Source organism: Novosphingobium barchaimii LL02, assembly GCF_001046635.1.
Lineage (GTDB): Bacteria > Pseudomonadota > Alphaproteobacteria > Sphingomonadales > Sphingomonadaceae > Novosphingobium > Novosphingobium barchaimii.
This window is the reverse complement of sequence record NZ_KQ130455.1, coordinates 339,372-355,481: the sequence shown is the minus strand read 5'-3', so window position 1 is coordinate 355,481 and position 16,110 is coordinate 339,372. Positions and strand designations below refer to the sequence as shown.

Genomic DNA, 16,110 nt, shown 5'->3' with positions numbered 1-16,110 from the left:
GCGCGGCGGGGCTTACTGCCGGGGTACCGTCCCGGTCCGGTGCGGGGCTTTTTCGTCGCCCCTGGGTTTCCTCGCCGAATTGCGAAGGACACCCGAATTTTCAACGTCGCCCGGATACACGTCCTGGACGACAAATACAAAACGGCCCGCCGAAGCGGGCCGTCACTCGATCTTACTTACGCAGACCCAGCTTCTGGATGAGCGAGTTGTAACGCGCCACATCCTTCTTCTTGAGATAATCCAGCAGCGAGCGGCGCTTGTTGACCATGGCCAGCAGACCGCGACGCGAGTGGTTATCCTTGTGGTGAGCCTTGAAGTGCTCGGTCAGGTTCTTGATGCGCTCCGTGAGGATCGCAACCTGGACTTCCGGGCTGCCCGTGTCGCCAGTGGCGCGGGCGTTGTCGGTGATGATGTCCAGCTTCTTTTCAGCAGTAACCGTCATTTCAATTCACTCCGCGACATCAATGAGATTAAACCCCCTGGAAACGCGGACATTTCCGTCCGAAAGCTCCACCAGCGCAACCGGGACAGTGCCCTCTTTCGCGCAGTAAAGCCCATCTTCATGGGGCATTCCGGTTAGAACGCGGCCCTGTCGGACCGCCCTTGCCTGCTCCGGGTCGAGGTCGATGGCCGGGATGTCGTCCAGCCCCGCCTCCAGCGGCAAGAGTATCTGCTCAAGAGGGGCGCCCTTACCCGTTTCGTTCAATTTGTCCAGCGGAATCGCCTGAGACGCCTCGAACGGGCCAGCCTGGATGCGGCGCAACATCGTCACCGTGCCGCGCGAACCCAGCGCCAGCGCAATGTCGCGCGCCAGGCTGCGGATGTAGGTCCCCTTGGAAACTTTGGCCGCAAGGGTCGCGCCTTCCTGCGCATCAAAGGCGTCCAGTCCCAGTTCGTGGATGGTGACACTGCGCGATTTCAGCTCCACCTCGACACCGGCCCGCGCGAGGTCATAGGCACGCTCGCCATCGACCTTGAGCGCCGAATAGGCGGGCGGCACCTGCTCGATCGGCCCGGTGAAGCGCGCCAGCACGGCTTCGACCTCAGCTTGCGAGGGCTGCACGTCGCTCTCGGCGACCACTTTGCCTTCAAGGTCCAGCGTATCGGTCTGGGTCCCGAAGCGGACGGTGAACAGGTAGGTCTTGGTGGCATCGAGCATCCGCCCGGCCAGCTTGGTCGCCTCGCCCAGCGCGATGGGCAAAACGCCCGATGCCAACGGGTCCAGCGTGCCGCCGTGGCCGACCTTGACCTTCTTGCCATACCCCGCCTCGCGCAGGTTGCGCTTCACTGCGGCCACCGCCTGCGTCGACCCGAGGCCGATGGGCTTATCGAGAATGATCCATCCGTGCGGCATCAAAAGGCATCCTTCGGCCACGCCAGACGGCGGGCATGTTGGGCCACGGCGCTGGGCCACAGCACGCACAGGGCATCGAAATTGTCGCGGTCCCCGGCGTAGAGCGCGCGGGTTGCTTCTTCATAGCCGGGGCGGTCGCCCGCCATGACGGTGAGGAAGCGGCAGGCGGCGTCGAGGCATTCACGCTCGCTGCGGCCGCTGCGTATCGCCGCCTCGACCAGCTTGCGCAAGGTGACGGACGCACCGCCGGGCTGGGCGGACAGCCATTCCCAGTGCCGGGGCAGCAAGGTGACCTCACGCGCCTCGACGCCCAGTGCCGGGCGGCCGCGCGGACGCGGCGCCACGGGCTCCGCCAGGTCGAGATCGACTTGGCGGCCAGTGTCGTCGTCGAAAGCAAGCAGATCACCGCTGCGGGCCAGCGGGCCGAGATCGCGCAGCGCCGCCGCGAAATCGCCGGGCGATCCGCTGGCGATCACATCGTCCTTGTAGAATACGGTGACAGTCATCGCGCGGCTTATATTTACCCGGATTAAACAGTCAATGCACCCGGATAAAAATAACTACCGCCCCAGAGCCTCGCTGAAATGACGGCGGCACAAGGCTACGTAGCGGTCGTTGCCGCCGATCTCGGTCTGGGCACCTTCGCTGACGGCGCTGCCCGTGTCATCGACGCGCAGGTTCATCGAGGCCTTGCGGCCGCAGTGGCAAACCGCCTTCAACTCGACGAGACTGTCGGCAATGCCCAGCAGCACCGCGGCGCCGGGGAACAGTTCACCTCGAAAATCGGTGCGAAGGCCGTAGCACAGGACGGGAATGCCCACCTTGTCGGCGATGTCGGCGCATTGCCACACCTGCTCCGGCGTGAGGAACTGCGCCTCGTCGACCAGCACGCAGGACAACGGCTGGGCGGCATGAGCGCTGCGCACCTGCTCGCACAAGTCAGTGCTACCAACGAAGCGGTGCGCGCCGGCATGCAGACCGATGCGGCTTTCGATCGCGTGTCCGCTGCCCAGATCGGCGCTGCGGTCGTCGATCGCGGCGGTCCACAGCATGGTGCGCATGCCGCGCTCGCGGTAATTGAAGTCCGCCTGCAGCAGCGTGGTGGATTTGCCTGCGTTCATGCTGGCATAATAGAAGTAGAGCTTGGCCATCGACGCTGGGGATAACACCCCACCGGACACCGCGCACTGTCTTACATGGGCTTCTCCCCGGCTGGATTGCCCCTAACAATCCGACGCCAGGAGGAGTACCGATAGCATGAAGCGGGAGTGGGCATGAAAAGACTGATCGCGGTGATGGCATGTTTCGCTCTGCCGGCGGCCGTGGCCTTCTATGTGGCGCTGGCCCCGTTCGGCGGCGCGCTGTCCCCTCTCGACGCGGGTGCGGAGCGGATCGCGGCCGCCCTGGGGCAGGGCAACGTCATCCCGGCATTGCTGGTGCTGGGCCTGGTACTGGCGCTGGTAGCCGCGTTCACCCTGCGCCGCCGCGAGCATGACGCGGGAGCCGATGATGCCCCCGCAGCCCCGCCAGCCTGGACGCCCGAGCCACTGCCCACCTCGGAAAGCCTCGCTACGGCGCCGGAGCCTGAGGCAAACACCGATGCCCGGATCGCCAATTTGCGCCGCCGCGCCTTGTCGGGCAGCCAGGCGCCTGCCGAAGCGGCCCCTTTGCCGGAAGCACCCGCACCGTTCCCTGCCTCACCGTTCCCGGAACAGGCGCGCCTCCTGCCTGCTCCCGTCATTCTTGTGCGCAAGCCCCGCGAACGCACCCGCGACTGGTTCGCCGACAGCAGCTGGCTGGGCGGCCTGCCCCGCCTCGGCGGCATTCCCTGGCCGCGCGGCGCAGACGGACTGCCGCTGCCCTTCATGGCCCAGATCGATCTTGTCGAACTGGCCTTCGCCTGCCCGGACACTCCGCTGCCGCGCACCGGCTCGCTGGCCTTTTTCCTTGGCGCCGGCGCGGTTATCGCAGTGCCTGAGGGCGCGCATGACTTCACCGATCCGCCACATGACCTGGCCCCGGCCTTCGACGAGGGCGGCTACCCCTTCCCGGCCACGCCCAACCGCCTGAGCCGCTGGTTTTTCCCGTTCTGGCCGGTACAGTTGCTCGCGCTCGACCTCCCCGAAACCCTGCGCGACTATCACGATCCCTTGCGTGAAGCTGCGATCGAGCAGGCCATGGCCGTGCAGCTCGACCGCAGCGCCCCGCTTCGCGATCACCCCTTCTATGCCGCCGGCGTCGGCGCGCCCGTGGAAACGCTGTGGTGGCATTCGGTGATCCACCTCGCCGACCAGCTTCACGAAGCGCTTGCCGCCTGCGCGCGGCCCCTGGCGGCCCACCGCGCCGCGCTTGACCAGAAACGCGCGGCGTTCGAACATCTGCGCCGCGATCCGCAAGCCGGGCCCGATGCGCTCGAACATGCGCAGGAGGCGGCGGACTATCTCGCCGACGAGCTCGCCGTGATGGAGGAACAGTCCGCCGCGCTTCCCGATATGGTCGAGGCGCTGGACCAGTTCGTCGCCGGGCGCGACCCTTGGGAGCAGCTTGAACCGGCGGAACTGGACATCGTCGCAGATATCCTGGCCGAAGTGCATGAACGCTTCGGCGAACTGGTGCGCTATCACGCGCCCGGCTCGTTGGCGCAACTGGCCACGCTTTCGCTACGGGCCATGGTCTCCGGCCCGCCCGAGACCTTTGCGGCCTTGCCGGACGGTGTTCTGGCCCGCATCAACCGCGATTACCGCCTGCCCCCCGTGGACCAGCATCAGATGTTCGGCCTTCCCGCCAGCCGTCTTGGCGGGCGCGGTCAGCCGCGCCGCAATTTGCTGCTGCTGCAATTGGGCTACGACGACATGATGGAATGGTGCTGGAGCGAGGCCGGCCTCTATCAGTTCTGGATCAGCCCCGAGGACGCCGCAGCCGGTAACTGGAGCGCGGCGACGCTGACTTTCGAAAGCGACTGATCGGCCGGCCACGCCCTGCGGACCTGACGATACCCGCGATCAATCGTTCTCGGGCTCGGCGTCCGGTTCACCTTGCGCTTCGCTCCCCGCGGCGAGGTCTCGCTTCACGCGCGGATCGCTCAGCAGTGCATCTATACGGCTGGCCTCGTCGAAGGTCTCGTCGGCGCGGAACTGGATTTTCGCCGCGAACTTGAGCTTGAGACGCTGGGCGACCTCGCGCTGGAAATAGGCCGTATTCGTGCGCAGGGCCTTGAGCACGACTTCCTCGTCCTCACCCAGCAGAGGTTTCACAAAGACCGCCGCCTGACGCAGATCGGGCGTCATGCGCACTTCGGTGACCGACACGGTATGCGTGCTCAGCGTCGCGTCGTGGACCTGCTGGCGGGTAAGAATCTCGGAAATGACGTGGCGCACCTGCTCGCCCACCTTGAGGAGGCGGACGGAGTGCTGTTCGGGAGTGCTGGGATTGCGTGCCATATTCTGGGTCCATTTGGATGTGTTGCTACAATTTGCAACAATTGATTACGGCTCCTCCCCGCCCTTTCGGCGTTATCTGGAATGGAACGACCCGTCAAAGGAGTGCCTAATGAAGAAGTTTACCGCCGCCCTGATCGCAGCCGCCATCGTTGTCCCCACCCTTGCCGCAGCGCCGGCGATGGCGCAGCCCATGCGCCATGACGACCATCGCGGTTCCAGCAAGACGGTCGTGACCAAGCAGGTCACCTACAAGACCTTCCGCAAGGGAGAGAGGTTCGACCGCAACCGTGCCCGCAATTACCAGCAGGTCGACTATCGCAAGTATCGCAACGTGAAGGCCCCGCCGCGCGGCTACCACTATGTGCGTTCGGGCAATGACCTCCTGCTCGTCGGCATCACCAGCGGGATCATTTCGGCCGTCACGACCGGTATGTTCCGCTAATCCCCAAGCGCCTGATCCGGATGCCGTCGCCCTGGGCGCGGCGGGACAGGCAATGGAAGGCGGTCGCTCTGCCGAGCGGCCGCCTTTCTTTTACATCTTGGCGAGAATACGCGCCAGCGACCGCACGTTGCGCGCGGTGGCCCGGCAGCCCAGCCGCCGCTCGATGAAGGCCCCGGTCAGCCTGGACGAACCCACCCCTTCAACGTAATCGACGTAGAGCGAGCGCGGCCCCAGCGCGATCTTTTCAGGCCCGCGCGTTGCGTGGTCGGCCACCATCTTGTCGAAAGCCCCCTGCTCGGCCTGCCGTTCCAGGAACAGGGTATGGACGTAGTGATCCTTGCCGATGCCGGTGAAAGGATTTTCGTCGACGGCCGCGCGAACCTCGTCCCGGTTGCGCACCGCCGCGAATGTTTCAAGATCGAAGCGATCGCGCATCATGTGGGCGAACAGGTCTTCCAGCCCATCGGTGGGCCGCTCGTCGAAATCGAACAGGACGTTGCCGCTGGCGACCACGGTTTCGACATTCTCGAATTCCTCCCGCTCGAAAGCATAGCGCAGGTCGGCCATCGTCAGGCGGTTGCCGCCGACGTTGATCGAAGCGAAGAAAGCACAGTAGCGGGTCATCCTGATATTCCGGTAAATGGTGGCCACGGATTAAATTCGTTACACCACCGCGCCCGGGCGGCGGCAAGGCGCGATGTGCTCCAAACTGCGCGTCTTGAAAAATGCGCTGATCGGCCGTATGAAAAGCGATACTACAGTCGATACTTTCACATCACTGCCTGAGCCCGGATGTTCCAGCATCCGGGCTCATCGCGTATTGGAGGCCGACGTTCCAGCGCCAGCCTCCTCACCGGTTACTTGCGGCTCAGCTCGATGAGCTTGACCACCAGTTGCAGCAGGGCGACCACAAAGGTCACCGCGCCCAGCACCAGAAACACTACAGTCTGCACATTCACATAGCATCACCGCCTCTCCGTCGCAGGTCGCGACCGAAAAGGCATAGGCGGGCTCCCTTAACTGTGCCGAGTGAATGGTTTGCAAGTTTCGGAACGGACTAAGTACATGTACTTATTTATGAATCCGTTTCGGATCAACTTTGCCCAAATCGGAGGCATCTAAGGAAACGGCCACCGCCGGGTTCCCCCGACGATGGCCGCCTGTGTCTGCGTCAAGCCTGAAAGGCTCAGCCGACGGTGCGCTCGCGCTCCGTGACTTCGAACACTTCGAGCATATCGCCCGGCTTGATGTCGTTGGTGTCGGCCAAGACCACACCGCACTCCAGACCGGCGCGGACTTCGTCCACATCGTCCTTGAAGCGGCGCAGCGACTGGATGACCGTCTTCGAGACGATGACATCCTGGCGCGTGAGACGCGCGTTGATACCCTTGCGGATGTAGCCGTCAGTGCAAAGCAGACCAGCCGCCTTGTCCTTCTTGCCCGCCGGGAACACCTGCTTGACCTCGGCGCGGCCAACCACGGTTTCGATCCGCTCCGGCCCCCAGATGCCGGCCATCTGCTTGGCGACTTCCGCCGTCAGTTCATAGATGATGTCGTAATACATCATCGGCGTCTTGGTCTTCTCGAGCTGGCCGCGCGCCTTGGCGTTCGGACGGACGTTGAAGCCCACGATCGGCGCGCCGCTGGCGGCTGCCAGGGTCACGTCGGATTCGGTGATCGCACCGACGCCCGAGCTGAGGATACGCACCTTGATCTCGTCGTTCGACAGATTGTTGAGCGCGGCGTTGATCGCCTCGACCGAACCCTGCACGTCGCCCTTGATGACCACCGGATACTCGATGACGCTCTGCTTGGCGGCCAGCGCCGAGAACATCGTCTCGATGTTGGTGGGCGCCGTCGCGGTGCGCTTGGCCGTGGCCTGCTCCTGACGGTAGGATGCGACTTCGCGCGCACGGCTCTCGTTCTCGACCACGGTGAGCATGTCACCCGCCATCGGCACGCCGCTGAGGCCCAGGACCTCGACCGGCATGGACGGCAGGGCTTCCTTCACCTGACGCCCCTTGTCGTCGAGCATGGCGCGAACACGGCCGCTCTCGGTGCCGACGACGAGAATGTCGCCGACCCGCAAGGTGCCGCGATTGACCAGCACGCTGGCCAGCGGACCCTTGCCCTTGTCGAGCTTGGCCTCGATCACGGTGGCTTCCGCCTCGCGATCGGGGTTGGCGGTCAGTTCCATGAGTTCGGCCTGGAGCAGGATCTTCTCGATCAGTTCGTCCAGACCCTTGCCGGTCTTGGCCGAAACTTCCACGTCCTGGACGTCGCCCGACATGTCCTCGACCACGATCGAGTGCTCGAGCAGACGCTCACGCACCTTCTGCGGGTTCGCTTCGGGCTTGTCGCACTTGTTGATCGCGACGATCATCGGCACGCCCGCGGCCTTGGTGTGATTGATGGCCTCGACCGTCTGCGGCATGATGCCGTCATCGGCCGCAACCACCAGCACCACGATATCCGTGACGTTGGCACCGCGCATACGCATCTGCGTGAAGGCGGCGTGGCCCGGCGTATCTAGGAAGGTGACGAGGTCGCCGCCCTTGGTCTTGATCTGGTAGGCGCCCATGTGCTGGGTGATGCCGCCGGCCTCGCCGCGCACCACGTCGGTGCCGCGAAGGGCGTCCAGAAGGCTGGTCTTGCCGTGATCGACGTGGCCCATGATGGTGACCACCGGAGCGCGCGGCTTCAGCGTTTCCTCGGCATCGACGTCGGTCGTGGTGTCGATGTCGACATCGCTTTCCGAGACGCGCTGGATGTTGTGGCCGAATTCCTCGACCAGCAGTTCCGCCGTGTCATGGTCGATCGTCTGGTTGACGGTGACCATCATGCCCAGCTTGAACAGCGACTTGACGAGGTCGGCGCCCTTCTCGGCCATGCGGTTGGCGAGTTCCTGGACGGTGATCGCGTCAGGCACGACCACGTCGCGGACCTGCTTCTCGCGCTGCTGCTGGCGGCCGCCGTAGCTGCCGCGACGTTCCTTTTCACGCGCACGCTTCAGAGCGGCGAGCGAACGGGCGCGGGCGCCCTCGTCGTCGTTCAGGGCGCGGGTGACGGTCAGCTTGCCGGACTGGCGGCGATCGCCGCCAACGGCCTTGCCGCGCTCGCCGGGCTGGGCCGGACGGGCAGGAGCGGCAACTGCGCCCTTCTTGGCGTCGGGACGCTTGGCGGCTGCGCCGGCACCGGTCGCCGCGCTTGCGGCCGAACCCGTTGCCGCAGCGGCGGTCAGACCGGCGGCAGCCGTGGTCGCGGCGGCAGGCTCGGGCTTGCGCGGCTCGGGGCGGGCAACCGGGGTAAAGCGGCGGGCAACCGGGGTAAAGGCGCGGGGCGCTGGAACCGGGGTGGGCTCAGGCGCTGCGGGGGCGGCAGGTGCCGGCTCCGCAGCCTTGGCGACAGGCGCGGCTTCGGCAGCAGGCGCAGCTTCAGCGGCGGGAGCCGCTTCGGCGACGGGCGCTGCGGTTTCAGCGGCAGGTGCCGGAGCGGCCTCTGCGGCAGGAGCCGCCTCTGCGGCAGGAGCATCTGCGACAGGCGCGGCAGCGACCGGCTCAGCCGGTGCTTCAGCGACGGGAGCGGGAGCCGGGGCAGCAGCTTCCTGCTCGGCAGCGCGCGCGGCTTCGACGCGGCGCTTCTCTTCTTCCATCGCGCGGACCCGGTTTTCCTGGTCGCGGCGATTGTTCTCTTCCTGCGACGCCAGGCGATCTTCCTCGGCCTCGCGCTGGAGGCGGGCAACGCGCTCCTGCGGGGTCTCGTTGGAGGGCGCCGAACGCTTGACCACCGGCGGCGGCGCGGGACGCTGCGGCGCAGGGGCCGGAGCGGGCGCTGCGGCCACAGGCTCGGGAGCGGCCGCCTCGACGGCGCCGCCTTCACCGGGCTTGCCAATCAGCTTGCGGCGCTTCACCTCGACCACCACCTTGTTGGTGCGGCCGTGGCTGAAGGTCTGCTTGACCTCACCCGCTTCCACCGAGCGCTTAAGCCCAAGCGGCTTGCGGCCCAGGGTCGGTTTGTTGTCGGTCTCGCTCATAATTCTCGTCTTCGCCCTTCGGTCAGTTCGTCGTAACGGAGGCGGCCGGTGCCGCTCCGCTGCCATCATCCATGTCGGTCGCGCTCAAGTCCCCTTGAGGGGTTTCCCGGCTGCCGGTTTCCATGGCGATATCTTCGCCCGAAACCTTACCCTGGAAATGCAGTAGGCGCTGGAGCTGCGATGCGACTCGCGTCGCTGCCCCGCGATCATTCAGCGCCAAGTGTACGACGTTGTCGCGGCCCAATGCCACAGACAGCGCCTCCCGGTCCAGTGGCAAGCGCGTGCCCCTGAGACCCGATCCTTCTTCGTCGCGCCCGACCCGCCATGCCTGGTCGAGCTTGCGCGACCCGTCGACGCTGGCGTCGGCGGCATGGGCAAGCCACTCGACCCGGCCCTCACGCGCATTTTGCGCGATGCGGTCCGAGCCCATGAGCAACCTGCCCGATTTGAGTTCCAGCCCCAGCCGGTCGGTCAGCGAACGCGTCAGCGCGTTTTCGATCCTGTCGGCGAGGTCTTCGGGAATGGACAGCGATGCGCCTTTATAGGCGCGCGCCAATGCTCCCTTAAGTTTGCCCTTCGAGAGCGCGATTTCAAGGGCATCGCGAGAAACGCCGATCCACGCGCCGCGGCCGGGGGCACGCGCGTGGACGTCCGGGAGCACCAGACCGTCCGGCGAAATCGCCAGACGGACGAATGCGTCCCGCGCAGCTTTCCCGCCGGAGAGGATGCAAGTCCGCTCCGCCGCGTTGCCATCGATGTCGGAGCTTACGCGCTCATTGCGAGGAATCCGCATCGGCGGCCTCCTCAGCTTGCGGCTCTTCGTCGAACCAGTGCGCGCGGGCGGCCATGATGATTTCGTTGCCCTGTTCTTCGTTCAGGCCGTACTCGCCCAAAACGCCGCCCTTGTCTTCGTCGCGCGCGGCGCGGCGATTGACGGTGCCGTCACGGCGGCGCTGCTCGGTGCGCTTCTTGGCGATCAGCTCGTCGGTGGCCAGATCGGCCAGGTCGTCGAGGGTCTTGATGCCCGCCTTGCCCAGCACGACCAGCATGGCTTCGGTGAGGTGCGGCAGTTCCGCCAGCGCGTCTTCGACGCCAAGACCACGGCGGGCCTCGCGGCTCGCTTCTTCGCGGCGCTCAAGCGCTTCGAGCGCGCGGCTCTGCAGTTCCTCGCCGAGTTCCTCGTCGAAGCCTTCGATCGCGGCCAGTTCGTTGATGTCGATGTAAGCCACTTCCTCCAGCTCGCTGAAGCCTTCGGCCACCAGCAGCTGCGAAAGGGTCTCGTCGACGTCCAGCTCTTCCTCGAACATCTTCGAGCGCTCGACGAATTCCTTCTGGCGCTTCTCCGAGGATTCCGCCTCGGTCATGATGTCGATCTGCGAGCCGGTAAGCTGCGAGGCCAGACGCACGTTCTGGCCGCGGCGGCCGATCGCCAGCGAAAGCTGGTCATCGGGCACGACGACTTCGATGCGGCTTTCCTCCTCGTCGATGACGACGCGGCTGACGGTCGCGGGCTGGAGCGCGTTGACCACGAAGGTCGCGGTATCTTCGCTCCAGGGGATGATGTCGATCTTCTCGCCCTGCAGCTCCTGCACGACGGCCTGAACGCGGCTGCCCTTCATACCGACGCAGGCGCCGACCGGATCGATCGAGCTGTCGTTGCTGATGACACCGATCTTGGCGCGCGAACCCGGATCGCGGGCAGCAGCCTTGATCTCGATGACGCCGTCATAGATTTCGGGGACTTCCTGCGCGAAGAGCTTCTTCATGAAGTCCGGGTGGGCGCGGGAAAGGAAGATCTGCGGACCGCGGTTCTGACGCTCGACGCGCATGACCAGCGCGCGGACGCGCTCGCCCACGCGGGCGGCTTCGCGGGGGATCTGCTGGTCGCGGCGGATCACGCCCTCGGCGCGGCCGAGATTGACGATCACGTGGCCGAATTCGACCGACTTGATGACGCCGGTGATGACTTCGCCGGCGCGATCCTTGAATTCCTCGAACTGGCGGTCACGCTCGGCGTCGCGGACCTTCTGGAAGATCACCTGCTTGGCCGACTGCGCGTCGATACGGCCCAGGTCCACCGGGGGCAGCGGGTCGACGATGAAGTCACCCAGGGCCGCGCCCTTCTGGAGCTTTTCTGCCTGCTTGAGGTCGACCTGCTTGAAGTAGTCCTCAACCTCCTCGACGACCTCGACGACGCGCCACAGGCGCAGGTCGCCGGTGCGCGGATCGAGCTTCGCGCGGATGTCGTTCTCGGCGCCGTAGCGGTTGCGGGCCGACTTCTGGATGGCTTCTTCCATCGCCTCGATGACGATCGACTTGTCGATCATCTTCTCCGATGCGACGGAATTCGCGATCGCGAGGAGCTCGGCGCGGTTGGCGGAAATCGCACTGGCCATATTAGTCTTCCTGTTCCTCAAGAATGTCGTCTGCGCCGCCGACTACTTCATCTGCACCAGAAGCATCCAGCGGGCGGCTTGCTGCGATCAGCTTGTCGGTAAGGATAAGCCGAGCCGATTGTACGTTTTCCAGCGGGAAGCTGACGGTGCCGGACTTTTTATCCGCAACCGTGACGATCTCGGCGCCCGCTTCGCCCTCGATGCCGACGAGTTCGCCGTGCAGACCCTTGCGGTTGCCTTCGATCGGGGCGGCCAGGTTGACCTTGATCTCGTGCCCGGCCCAGTTGGCGTAATCCTTGGGACGGGTCAGCGGACGATCAATCCCCGGTGAGCTGACTTCGAGGCGATAGGCCTCTTCGATAAGCATTTCGCCGGCGGCTTCCAGCACGTCCATCCGGTCGGAGATGCGGTGCGAAAGAGCCGCGCAATCGTCAAGCAGGAGCTGCCCGGTTGCCGGGTTCTCAGCCATGATCTGCAATGCGATCTCGTCGTCGCCGACCTCGCTCTTGCCGAAGACGCGCACACGCACGAGGTCCAGACCCAGGGCCTTGACCTCCGGTTCGATCACTTCGGTAAGACGCGCGATATCGACCAAACGAAACTCCAAATTGCTTATGCCCGACCCGCCTGAGCGAACCGGGAAATGCCAAAGCTGCCACAACGCGGTTTCGCGCCGGCCCCTACCGGCGCCAGCCCGATCGTTGTTTCACCAATGACGGGATGAGGCGCAGATAGGCGCGATTCTGGAAAAAGGCAAGGGGGAGTTGGACGCCATGCAGCAAGTCCTCGGCTGCGCCCGCTCACTCCCGCTTCTGATGCAGCCCGTGCTTCTTGAGACAATGCCGTAGCTGGTCGTAGGTCAGTCCCAGCGCCCCGGCGACCTTGCGCTGGTTCCAGCGCAGGCGCTCCAGCGTTTCCACCAACAGCCCCCGCTCGTGCGCGTCCACCGCATCGCGCAGCGACCCGGACGGGGCCGGCGGCAATTCCGGCTCGCGAGCAGGAGGCGGCGCCGCCGGTTCGACCGCACCCTGCATGGCCCAGGCACTTGCGAAGGGGTCGAAGACTACCTCGCCTACCGGTCCGTTCTCGTCACCCCAGCGGTAAACCGCGCGCTCCACCACGTTGCGCAGTTCCCGGACGTTTCCGGGCCATTCGTAGGCCTCCAGCGCCGCCATCGCAGCAGCCGAGAAGCCTGGCCAGCGGTCCCATTCCAGCTCGCTCGCCATGCGGCGGCCGTAGAAGTCGGCGAGTTCGTAGACGTCGCCCTCGCGGGCGCGCAGCGGGGGGAGAGTGATGACCTCGAAACTCAGTCGGTCAAGCAGGTCGGCGCGGAAGGTGCCTTCGGCGGCCATGCGCGGCAGGTTGGCATTGGTGGCGGCGACGATACGCACGTCCACCGTCATCGCGCGCGAGGAACCGATACGCACGACCTCGCCGTACTCGATCGCGCGCAGCAGGCGTTCCTGCGCCGCCATCGACAGGTTGCCCAGTTCGTCGAGGAACAGCGTGCCCCGGTCCGCCTCCTCGAAGCGCCCTGCCCTTGCGCGGGTGGCCCCGGTGAAGGCCCCCGCCTCGTGCCCGAACAGTTCGGCCTCGATCAGGGTTTCGGGCAGCGCCGCGCAGTTGAGAGTGACCAGCGGCTCGCCCCAACGGGGACTAAGGTGATGCAGACGCTGGGCGATCAGTTCCTTGCCGGTCCCCCGCTCCCCGATGACGAGGACGGGGCGGCGCACGGCAGCGGCGCGGCTGGCCCGCTCCACCGCGTCGAGGAAGGCCGTGGACTGGCCTATGAATTGGGCTTCTCGCTCCATCCCCAAGAGTTAGCGAAATTTCCCATTCATTGGCAATTCATTTTCGTCGCAACACCGCGACAATCTGGAAGAAGCGCGGATTTAGGCCGTCTGTGCAGTTTGGCACGGTCGTTGCGATGGGCTTTGCGCTGCCGGTGCGAACGCTCTGGCAAGACAAGTTCAGGTTCACGAGGAAACGCCGCCATGTCATCGCATACCGCCAGCACCGCACCCCAGCAGGTCCGCCCCGCGCCGATGCGTTCGACTTTGGCCCGGACCCGACTGGACTGGGCCATCATCGCCAGCCTTCTGGCGATGGGCGCGTTCAACCTCTATGTCATGGCCGACCAGTTCGGCACCAAGGCCTATGCCTCTACGGTGAAGACCCATGCCTGCGGAGCCCCCCTCGCATGAGCAGGCTCGACGCGGAGATCGAAATTCTCCAAAATCCGCGCGAGGGTGAAGGCGCAAACCGCGCCCGCCGCTTTGACGCTTTCGAATATACCGGCGGCCCCCGCCGCCCGACTTTCATCCGAGGAACCACCGCCATGGGCATCTTCTCCCGCACCCGCGACATCGTCGCCGCCAACTTCAACGACCTGCTCGACAAGGCGGAAGACCCGGCGAAGATGATCCGGCTCATCATCCTGGAGATGGAGGAAACGCTGGTCGAGGTACGCACCAGCAGCGCCCGCACGATCGCCGATCAGAAGGAACTGCGCCGCCACGTCAGCAAGCTGGACAAGCTGCAGGCCGACTGGGCCGACAAGGCGCAGCTCGCTCTGTCCAAGGGCCGCGAAGACCTCGCCCGCGCCGCGCTGATGGAACGCAAGAAAGCCGCCGACATGGCCGAGCAGCTCTCCGCCGAGACGCTGGTGCTCGACGATGCGCTGCGCGCTTACGAGCTGGACATCGAAAAGCTGCAGACCCGCCTGCGCGAAGCCCGCAGCCGCCAGTCGTCCATCGCCGCCCGCTTGCAGAGCGCCGAGAATCGCGTCAAACTGCGCACCTTGCTGTCGAGCGAGCGCGTGGATGAAGCCATGGCCCGGTTCGACCAGCTGGAACGCCGGGTGGACTATGCGGAAGGCCGCGCCGAGGCGATGAGCCTCTCCGACCATCGCCAGCCCAGCCTTGCCGAGGAAATCGCCGCGCTGGCGGACGGAGACACCATCGACGCCGAACTGGCCGCCATGAAGCGCGCCATGGGTCAGGACCAGGGCGCCGCCCATACGTCGACCGACAAGGCTTCGACCGAACAGTAACGCCGGCCTACAGGGAAAGGAAAAACCAGTGTCACGCGGACAATTCTATCTCGACAAGTCGAATGCCAAGATCGCCGGCGTATGTTCGGGCATCGCCGATTACACCGGCGTGGACAGCCTGTGGGTGCGCGTGGGGGCCGTGCTGCTCCTGCTGCTCGGGTTTCCGCTCATCATCGCAATTTACATCGTGGTCGCCCTGGTGGCCGACAAGCGGCCGATGGGGCTCTACAGCGAAGAGGAAGAAATGCGCCTGCTGCGCCGCATGGAACGCCGCCGTGCCCGCAAGGGCCTGAACCTGAGCGGTTCGGAGCCCTCAAGCCGCCTGCGCACCGACCTGTCCGACATGGACCGCCGGGTCGCCGACATGGAAGCGCACTATTCCAGCAGCAACTCGCGCCTCGCGGCCGAGATCGACAGCTTGCGCTAAGCGCTTCTTTTTTCCGGGCAACAGGGAACTCATTCGATGGAAGACGCAATCTGGGTGCTGATACCGCTCGCTCCGTTCATCATGGGCGGCTTCGCGATCTGGACCAAGCACCAGCGCAAACTCGCCGAGCTTCAGATCGAGGCGACCGCCGAGAAAGCCGCGCAATACGCCTCGCACTCACGCGAGTTGGAAGAGCGCGTGCGCGTGCTGGAACGGATCATCACTGACGGCGGCTACGACACCGCCCTCCAGATCGAGGCACTGCGCGACCAGCGGGCGGTCGAGACCGGCCGCATGTCGGAGCAGACAAAGCAATGAGCCCCGGCGATTTCATGGGCCTGTGCGCCGTCCTCATCGCCATGATCGTGATGTTCGCGATCTTTGCGGGCGTCTACAAGCGCCGCCTCGCCTTCCTCGAACGCAAGCTGGAGATCACCTTGGGCGCCACCGCCGAAAAGGCCGCGCAATATGCCACGCACAACAGCGATGTCGAAAATCGCGTGCGCGTTCTTGAAAGGATCATTACGGATGGCGGCAACGCCCGCGACATCGCCCTCCAGATCGAGGCGCTGCGCGGCGAGAGCGGACTTGAGGTGACTAAGCAATGAGTTTCTGGACTGCCGTCGTCGTGCTTTTCGCGATCGGGTGCGTCACCTGGCTGAAGGCGCAGCGCTATCAGGCGCTGGGCGACAAGCGAGGGCCCCGCGCCGAAGGCTACGACCACACCGCACGCGAGCATGAACTGGAGCGCGAGGTCGAGGAAATGCGCAAGCGCATCATCGTCCTCGAACGTATCGCCACCGATGAAAAGCACGGCAACGACCTGGCGCGCGAGATCGAAAAGCTACGCTGACGCGCCCTCACCCGGCGCCTGCCCTTGATACTTATAACCATATAGGTTATATGCTGCGGCGTGACGGGTCGGGGGTGTGTAGCTGACACTCCATGCTCCCGGCGCGGCCGGCG

19 protein-coding genes are annotated in these 16,110 nt (G+C 65.3%); 8 read left to right on the top strand and 11 right to left on the bottom strand.

The window, feature by feature from the left end; genetic code table 11:
- Positions 1 to 172: 172 nt before the first annotated feature.
- The 4 genes from rpsO to V474_RS16135 are packed head-to-tail and all read right to left on the bottom strand — an operon-like array spanning position 173 to position 2,505.
- The gene (gene rpsO / locus V474_RS16150) at positions 173 to 442 is read right to left on the bottom strand and encodes a 30S ribosomal protein S15 (RefSeq protein WP_043972013.1); all 270 of its coding nucleotides are present in this window, start codon (positions 440 to 442) and stop codon (positions 173 to 175) included.
- Between the two features lie 6 nt (positions 443 to 448).
- Positions 449 to 1,354, bottom strand: a complete 906-nt coding sequence (gene truB / locus V474_RS16145) for a tRNA pseudouridine(55) synthase TruB (RefSeq protein ID WP_059152461.1) — start codon at positions 1,352 to 1,354, stop codon at positions 449 to 451.
- On the bottom strand, positions 1,354 to 1,860 hold the full coding sequence (locus V474_RS16140) for a DUF2239 family protein (protein WP_059152460.1): 507 nt from the start codon (positions 1,858 to 1,860) through the stop codon (positions 1,354 to 1,356). The genes truB and V474_RS16140 overlap by 1 nt, the downstream gene beginning before the upstream one ends.
- Positions 1,861 to 1,914: 54 nt before the next feature.
- Positions 1,915 to 2,505 carry a thymidine kinase gene (locus tag V474_RS16135; protein ID WP_059152459.1) on the bottom strand — a complete coding sequence of 197 codons (591 nt, stop codon included), beginning with the start codon at positions 2,503 to 2,505 and terminating at the stop codon, positions 1,915 to 1,917.
- Positions 2,506 to 2,628: 123 nt separating this feature from the next.
- Between V474_RS16135 and V474_RS16130 the strand changes: the two genes are divergently transcribed.
- Complete coding sequence (locus tag V474_RS16130; RefSeq protein WP_059152458.1) at positions 2,629 to 4,317, top strand: DUF1963 domain-containing protein; 1,689 nt, start codon at positions 2,629 to 2,631, stop codon at positions 4,315 to 4,317.
- A 39-nt stretch (positions 4,318 to 4,356) separates the two neighbouring features.
- Here the strand turns inward: V474_RS16130 and rbfA are convergent, their stop codons facing one another.
- Positions 4,357 to 4,794, bottom strand: coding sequence for a 30S ribosome-binding factor RbfA (gene rbfA, locus V474_RS16125; RefSeq protein ID WP_059152457.1), 438 nt, complete (start codon positions 4,792 to 4,794; stop codon positions 4,357 to 4,359).
- A gap of 109 nt (positions 4,795 to 4,903) precedes the next feature.
- On the opposite strand from rbfA, the gene V474_RS16120 reads away from it, so the two are divergent.
- Positions 4,904 to 5,236, top strand: coding sequence for an RcnB family protein (locus V474_RS16120; protein ID WP_059152456.1), 333 nt, complete (start codon positions 4,904 to 4,906; stop codon positions 5,234 to 5,236).
- A 90-nt stretch (positions 5,237 to 5,326) separates the two neighbouring features.
- Here V474_RS16120 and V474_RS16115 read toward each other — a convergent pair whose 3' ends face one another.
- The 6 genes from V474_RS16115 to pspF form a co-directional block, all read right to left on the bottom strand.
- Positions 5,327 to 5,860, bottom strand: a complete 534-nt coding sequence (locus V474_RS16115) for a DUF1697 domain-containing protein (RefSeq protein WP_059152455.1) — start codon at positions 5,858 to 5,860, stop codon at positions 5,327 to 5,329.
- A gap of 562 nt (positions 5,861 to 6,422) precedes the next feature.
- Positions 6,423 to 9,269: a translation initiation factor IF-2 gene (gene infB / locus V474_RS16110; RefSeq protein ID WP_059152454.1), complete on the bottom strand. Its 2,847-nt coding sequence runs from the start codon at positions 9,267 to 9,269 to the stop codon at positions 6,423 to 6,425.
- Between the two features lie 22 nt (positions 9,270 to 9,291).
- Positions 9,292 to 10,062: a DUF448 domain-containing protein gene (locus tag V474_RS16105; RefSeq protein WP_043972033.1), complete on the bottom strand. Its 771-nt coding sequence runs from the start codon at positions 10,060 to 10,062 to the stop codon at positions 9,292 to 9,294.
- Positions 10,043 to 11,665, bottom strand: a complete 1,623-nt coding sequence (gene nusA, locus V474_RS16100; RefSeq protein ID WP_059152453.1) for a transcription termination factor NusA — start codon at positions 11,663 to 11,665, stop codon at positions 10,043 to 10,045. The genes V474_RS16105 and nusA overlap by 20 nt, the downstream gene beginning before the upstream one ends.
- A 1-nt stretch (position 11,666) precedes the next feature.
- Positions 11,667 to 12,260 carry a ribosome maturation protein RimP gene (rimP, locus tag V474_RS16095; protein ID WP_059152452.1) on the bottom strand — a complete coding sequence of 198 codons (594 nt, stop codon included), beginning with the start codon at positions 12,258 to 12,260 and terminating at the stop codon, positions 11,667 to 11,669.
- Between the two features lie 205 nt (positions 12,261 to 12,465).
- Positions 12,466 to 13,476, bottom strand: coding sequence for a phage shock protein operon transcriptional activator (gene pspF, locus V474_RS16090; RefSeq protein WP_059152451.1), 1,011 nt, complete (start codon positions 13,474 to 13,476; stop codon positions 12,466 to 12,468).
- Between the two features lie 183 nt (positions 13,477 to 13,659).
- Between pspF and V474_RS16085 the strand changes: the two genes are divergently transcribed.
- From V474_RS16085 to V474_RS16060, 6 genes are read left to right on the top strand one after another with little or no spacing between them, the layout of a single operon-like run.
- On the top strand, positions 13,660 to 13,869 hold the full coding sequence (locus tag V474_RS16085; protein WP_059152450.1) for a hypothetical protein: 210 nt from the start codon (positions 13,660 to 13,662) through the stop codon (positions 13,867 to 13,869).
- A complete protein-coding gene (pspA, locus tag V474_RS16080; RefSeq protein ID WP_059152449.1) occupies positions 13,866 to 14,717 on the top strand; it encodes a phage shock protein PspA in 852 nt (283 codons plus the stop codon). The genes V474_RS16085 and pspA overlap by 4 nt, the downstream gene beginning before the upstream one ends.
- Positions 14,718 to 14,745: 28 nt before the next feature.
- Positions 14,746 to 15,144: a PspC domain-containing protein gene (locus tag V474_RS16075; protein WP_059152448.1), complete on the top strand. Its 399-nt coding sequence runs from the start codon at positions 14,746 to 14,748 to the stop codon at positions 15,142 to 15,144.
- A gap of 36 nt (positions 15,145 to 15,180) precedes the next feature.
- Complete coding sequence (locus V474_RS16070) at positions 15,181 to 15,462, top strand: hypothetical protein (protein ID WP_043972050.1); 282 nt, start codon at positions 15,181 to 15,183, stop codon at positions 15,460 to 15,462.
- Positions 15,459 to 15,752 (top strand): hypothetical protein, encoded by a 294-nt coding sequence (locus V474_RS16065; protein ID WP_059152447.1) that lies wholly within the window; start codon positions 15,459 to 15,461, stop codon positions 15,750 to 15,752. Before V474_RS16070 ends, V474_RS16065 begins: the two co-directional genes overlap by 4 nt.
- Positions 15,749 to 15,997 (top strand): hypothetical protein, encoded by a 249-nt coding sequence (locus V474_RS16060; RefSeq protein ID WP_043972052.1) that lies wholly within the window; start codon positions 15,749 to 15,751, stop codon positions 15,995 to 15,997. The genes V474_RS16065 and V474_RS16060 overlap by 4 nt, the downstream gene beginning before the upstream one ends.
- Positions 15,998 to 16,110 lie beyond the last annotated feature (113 nt).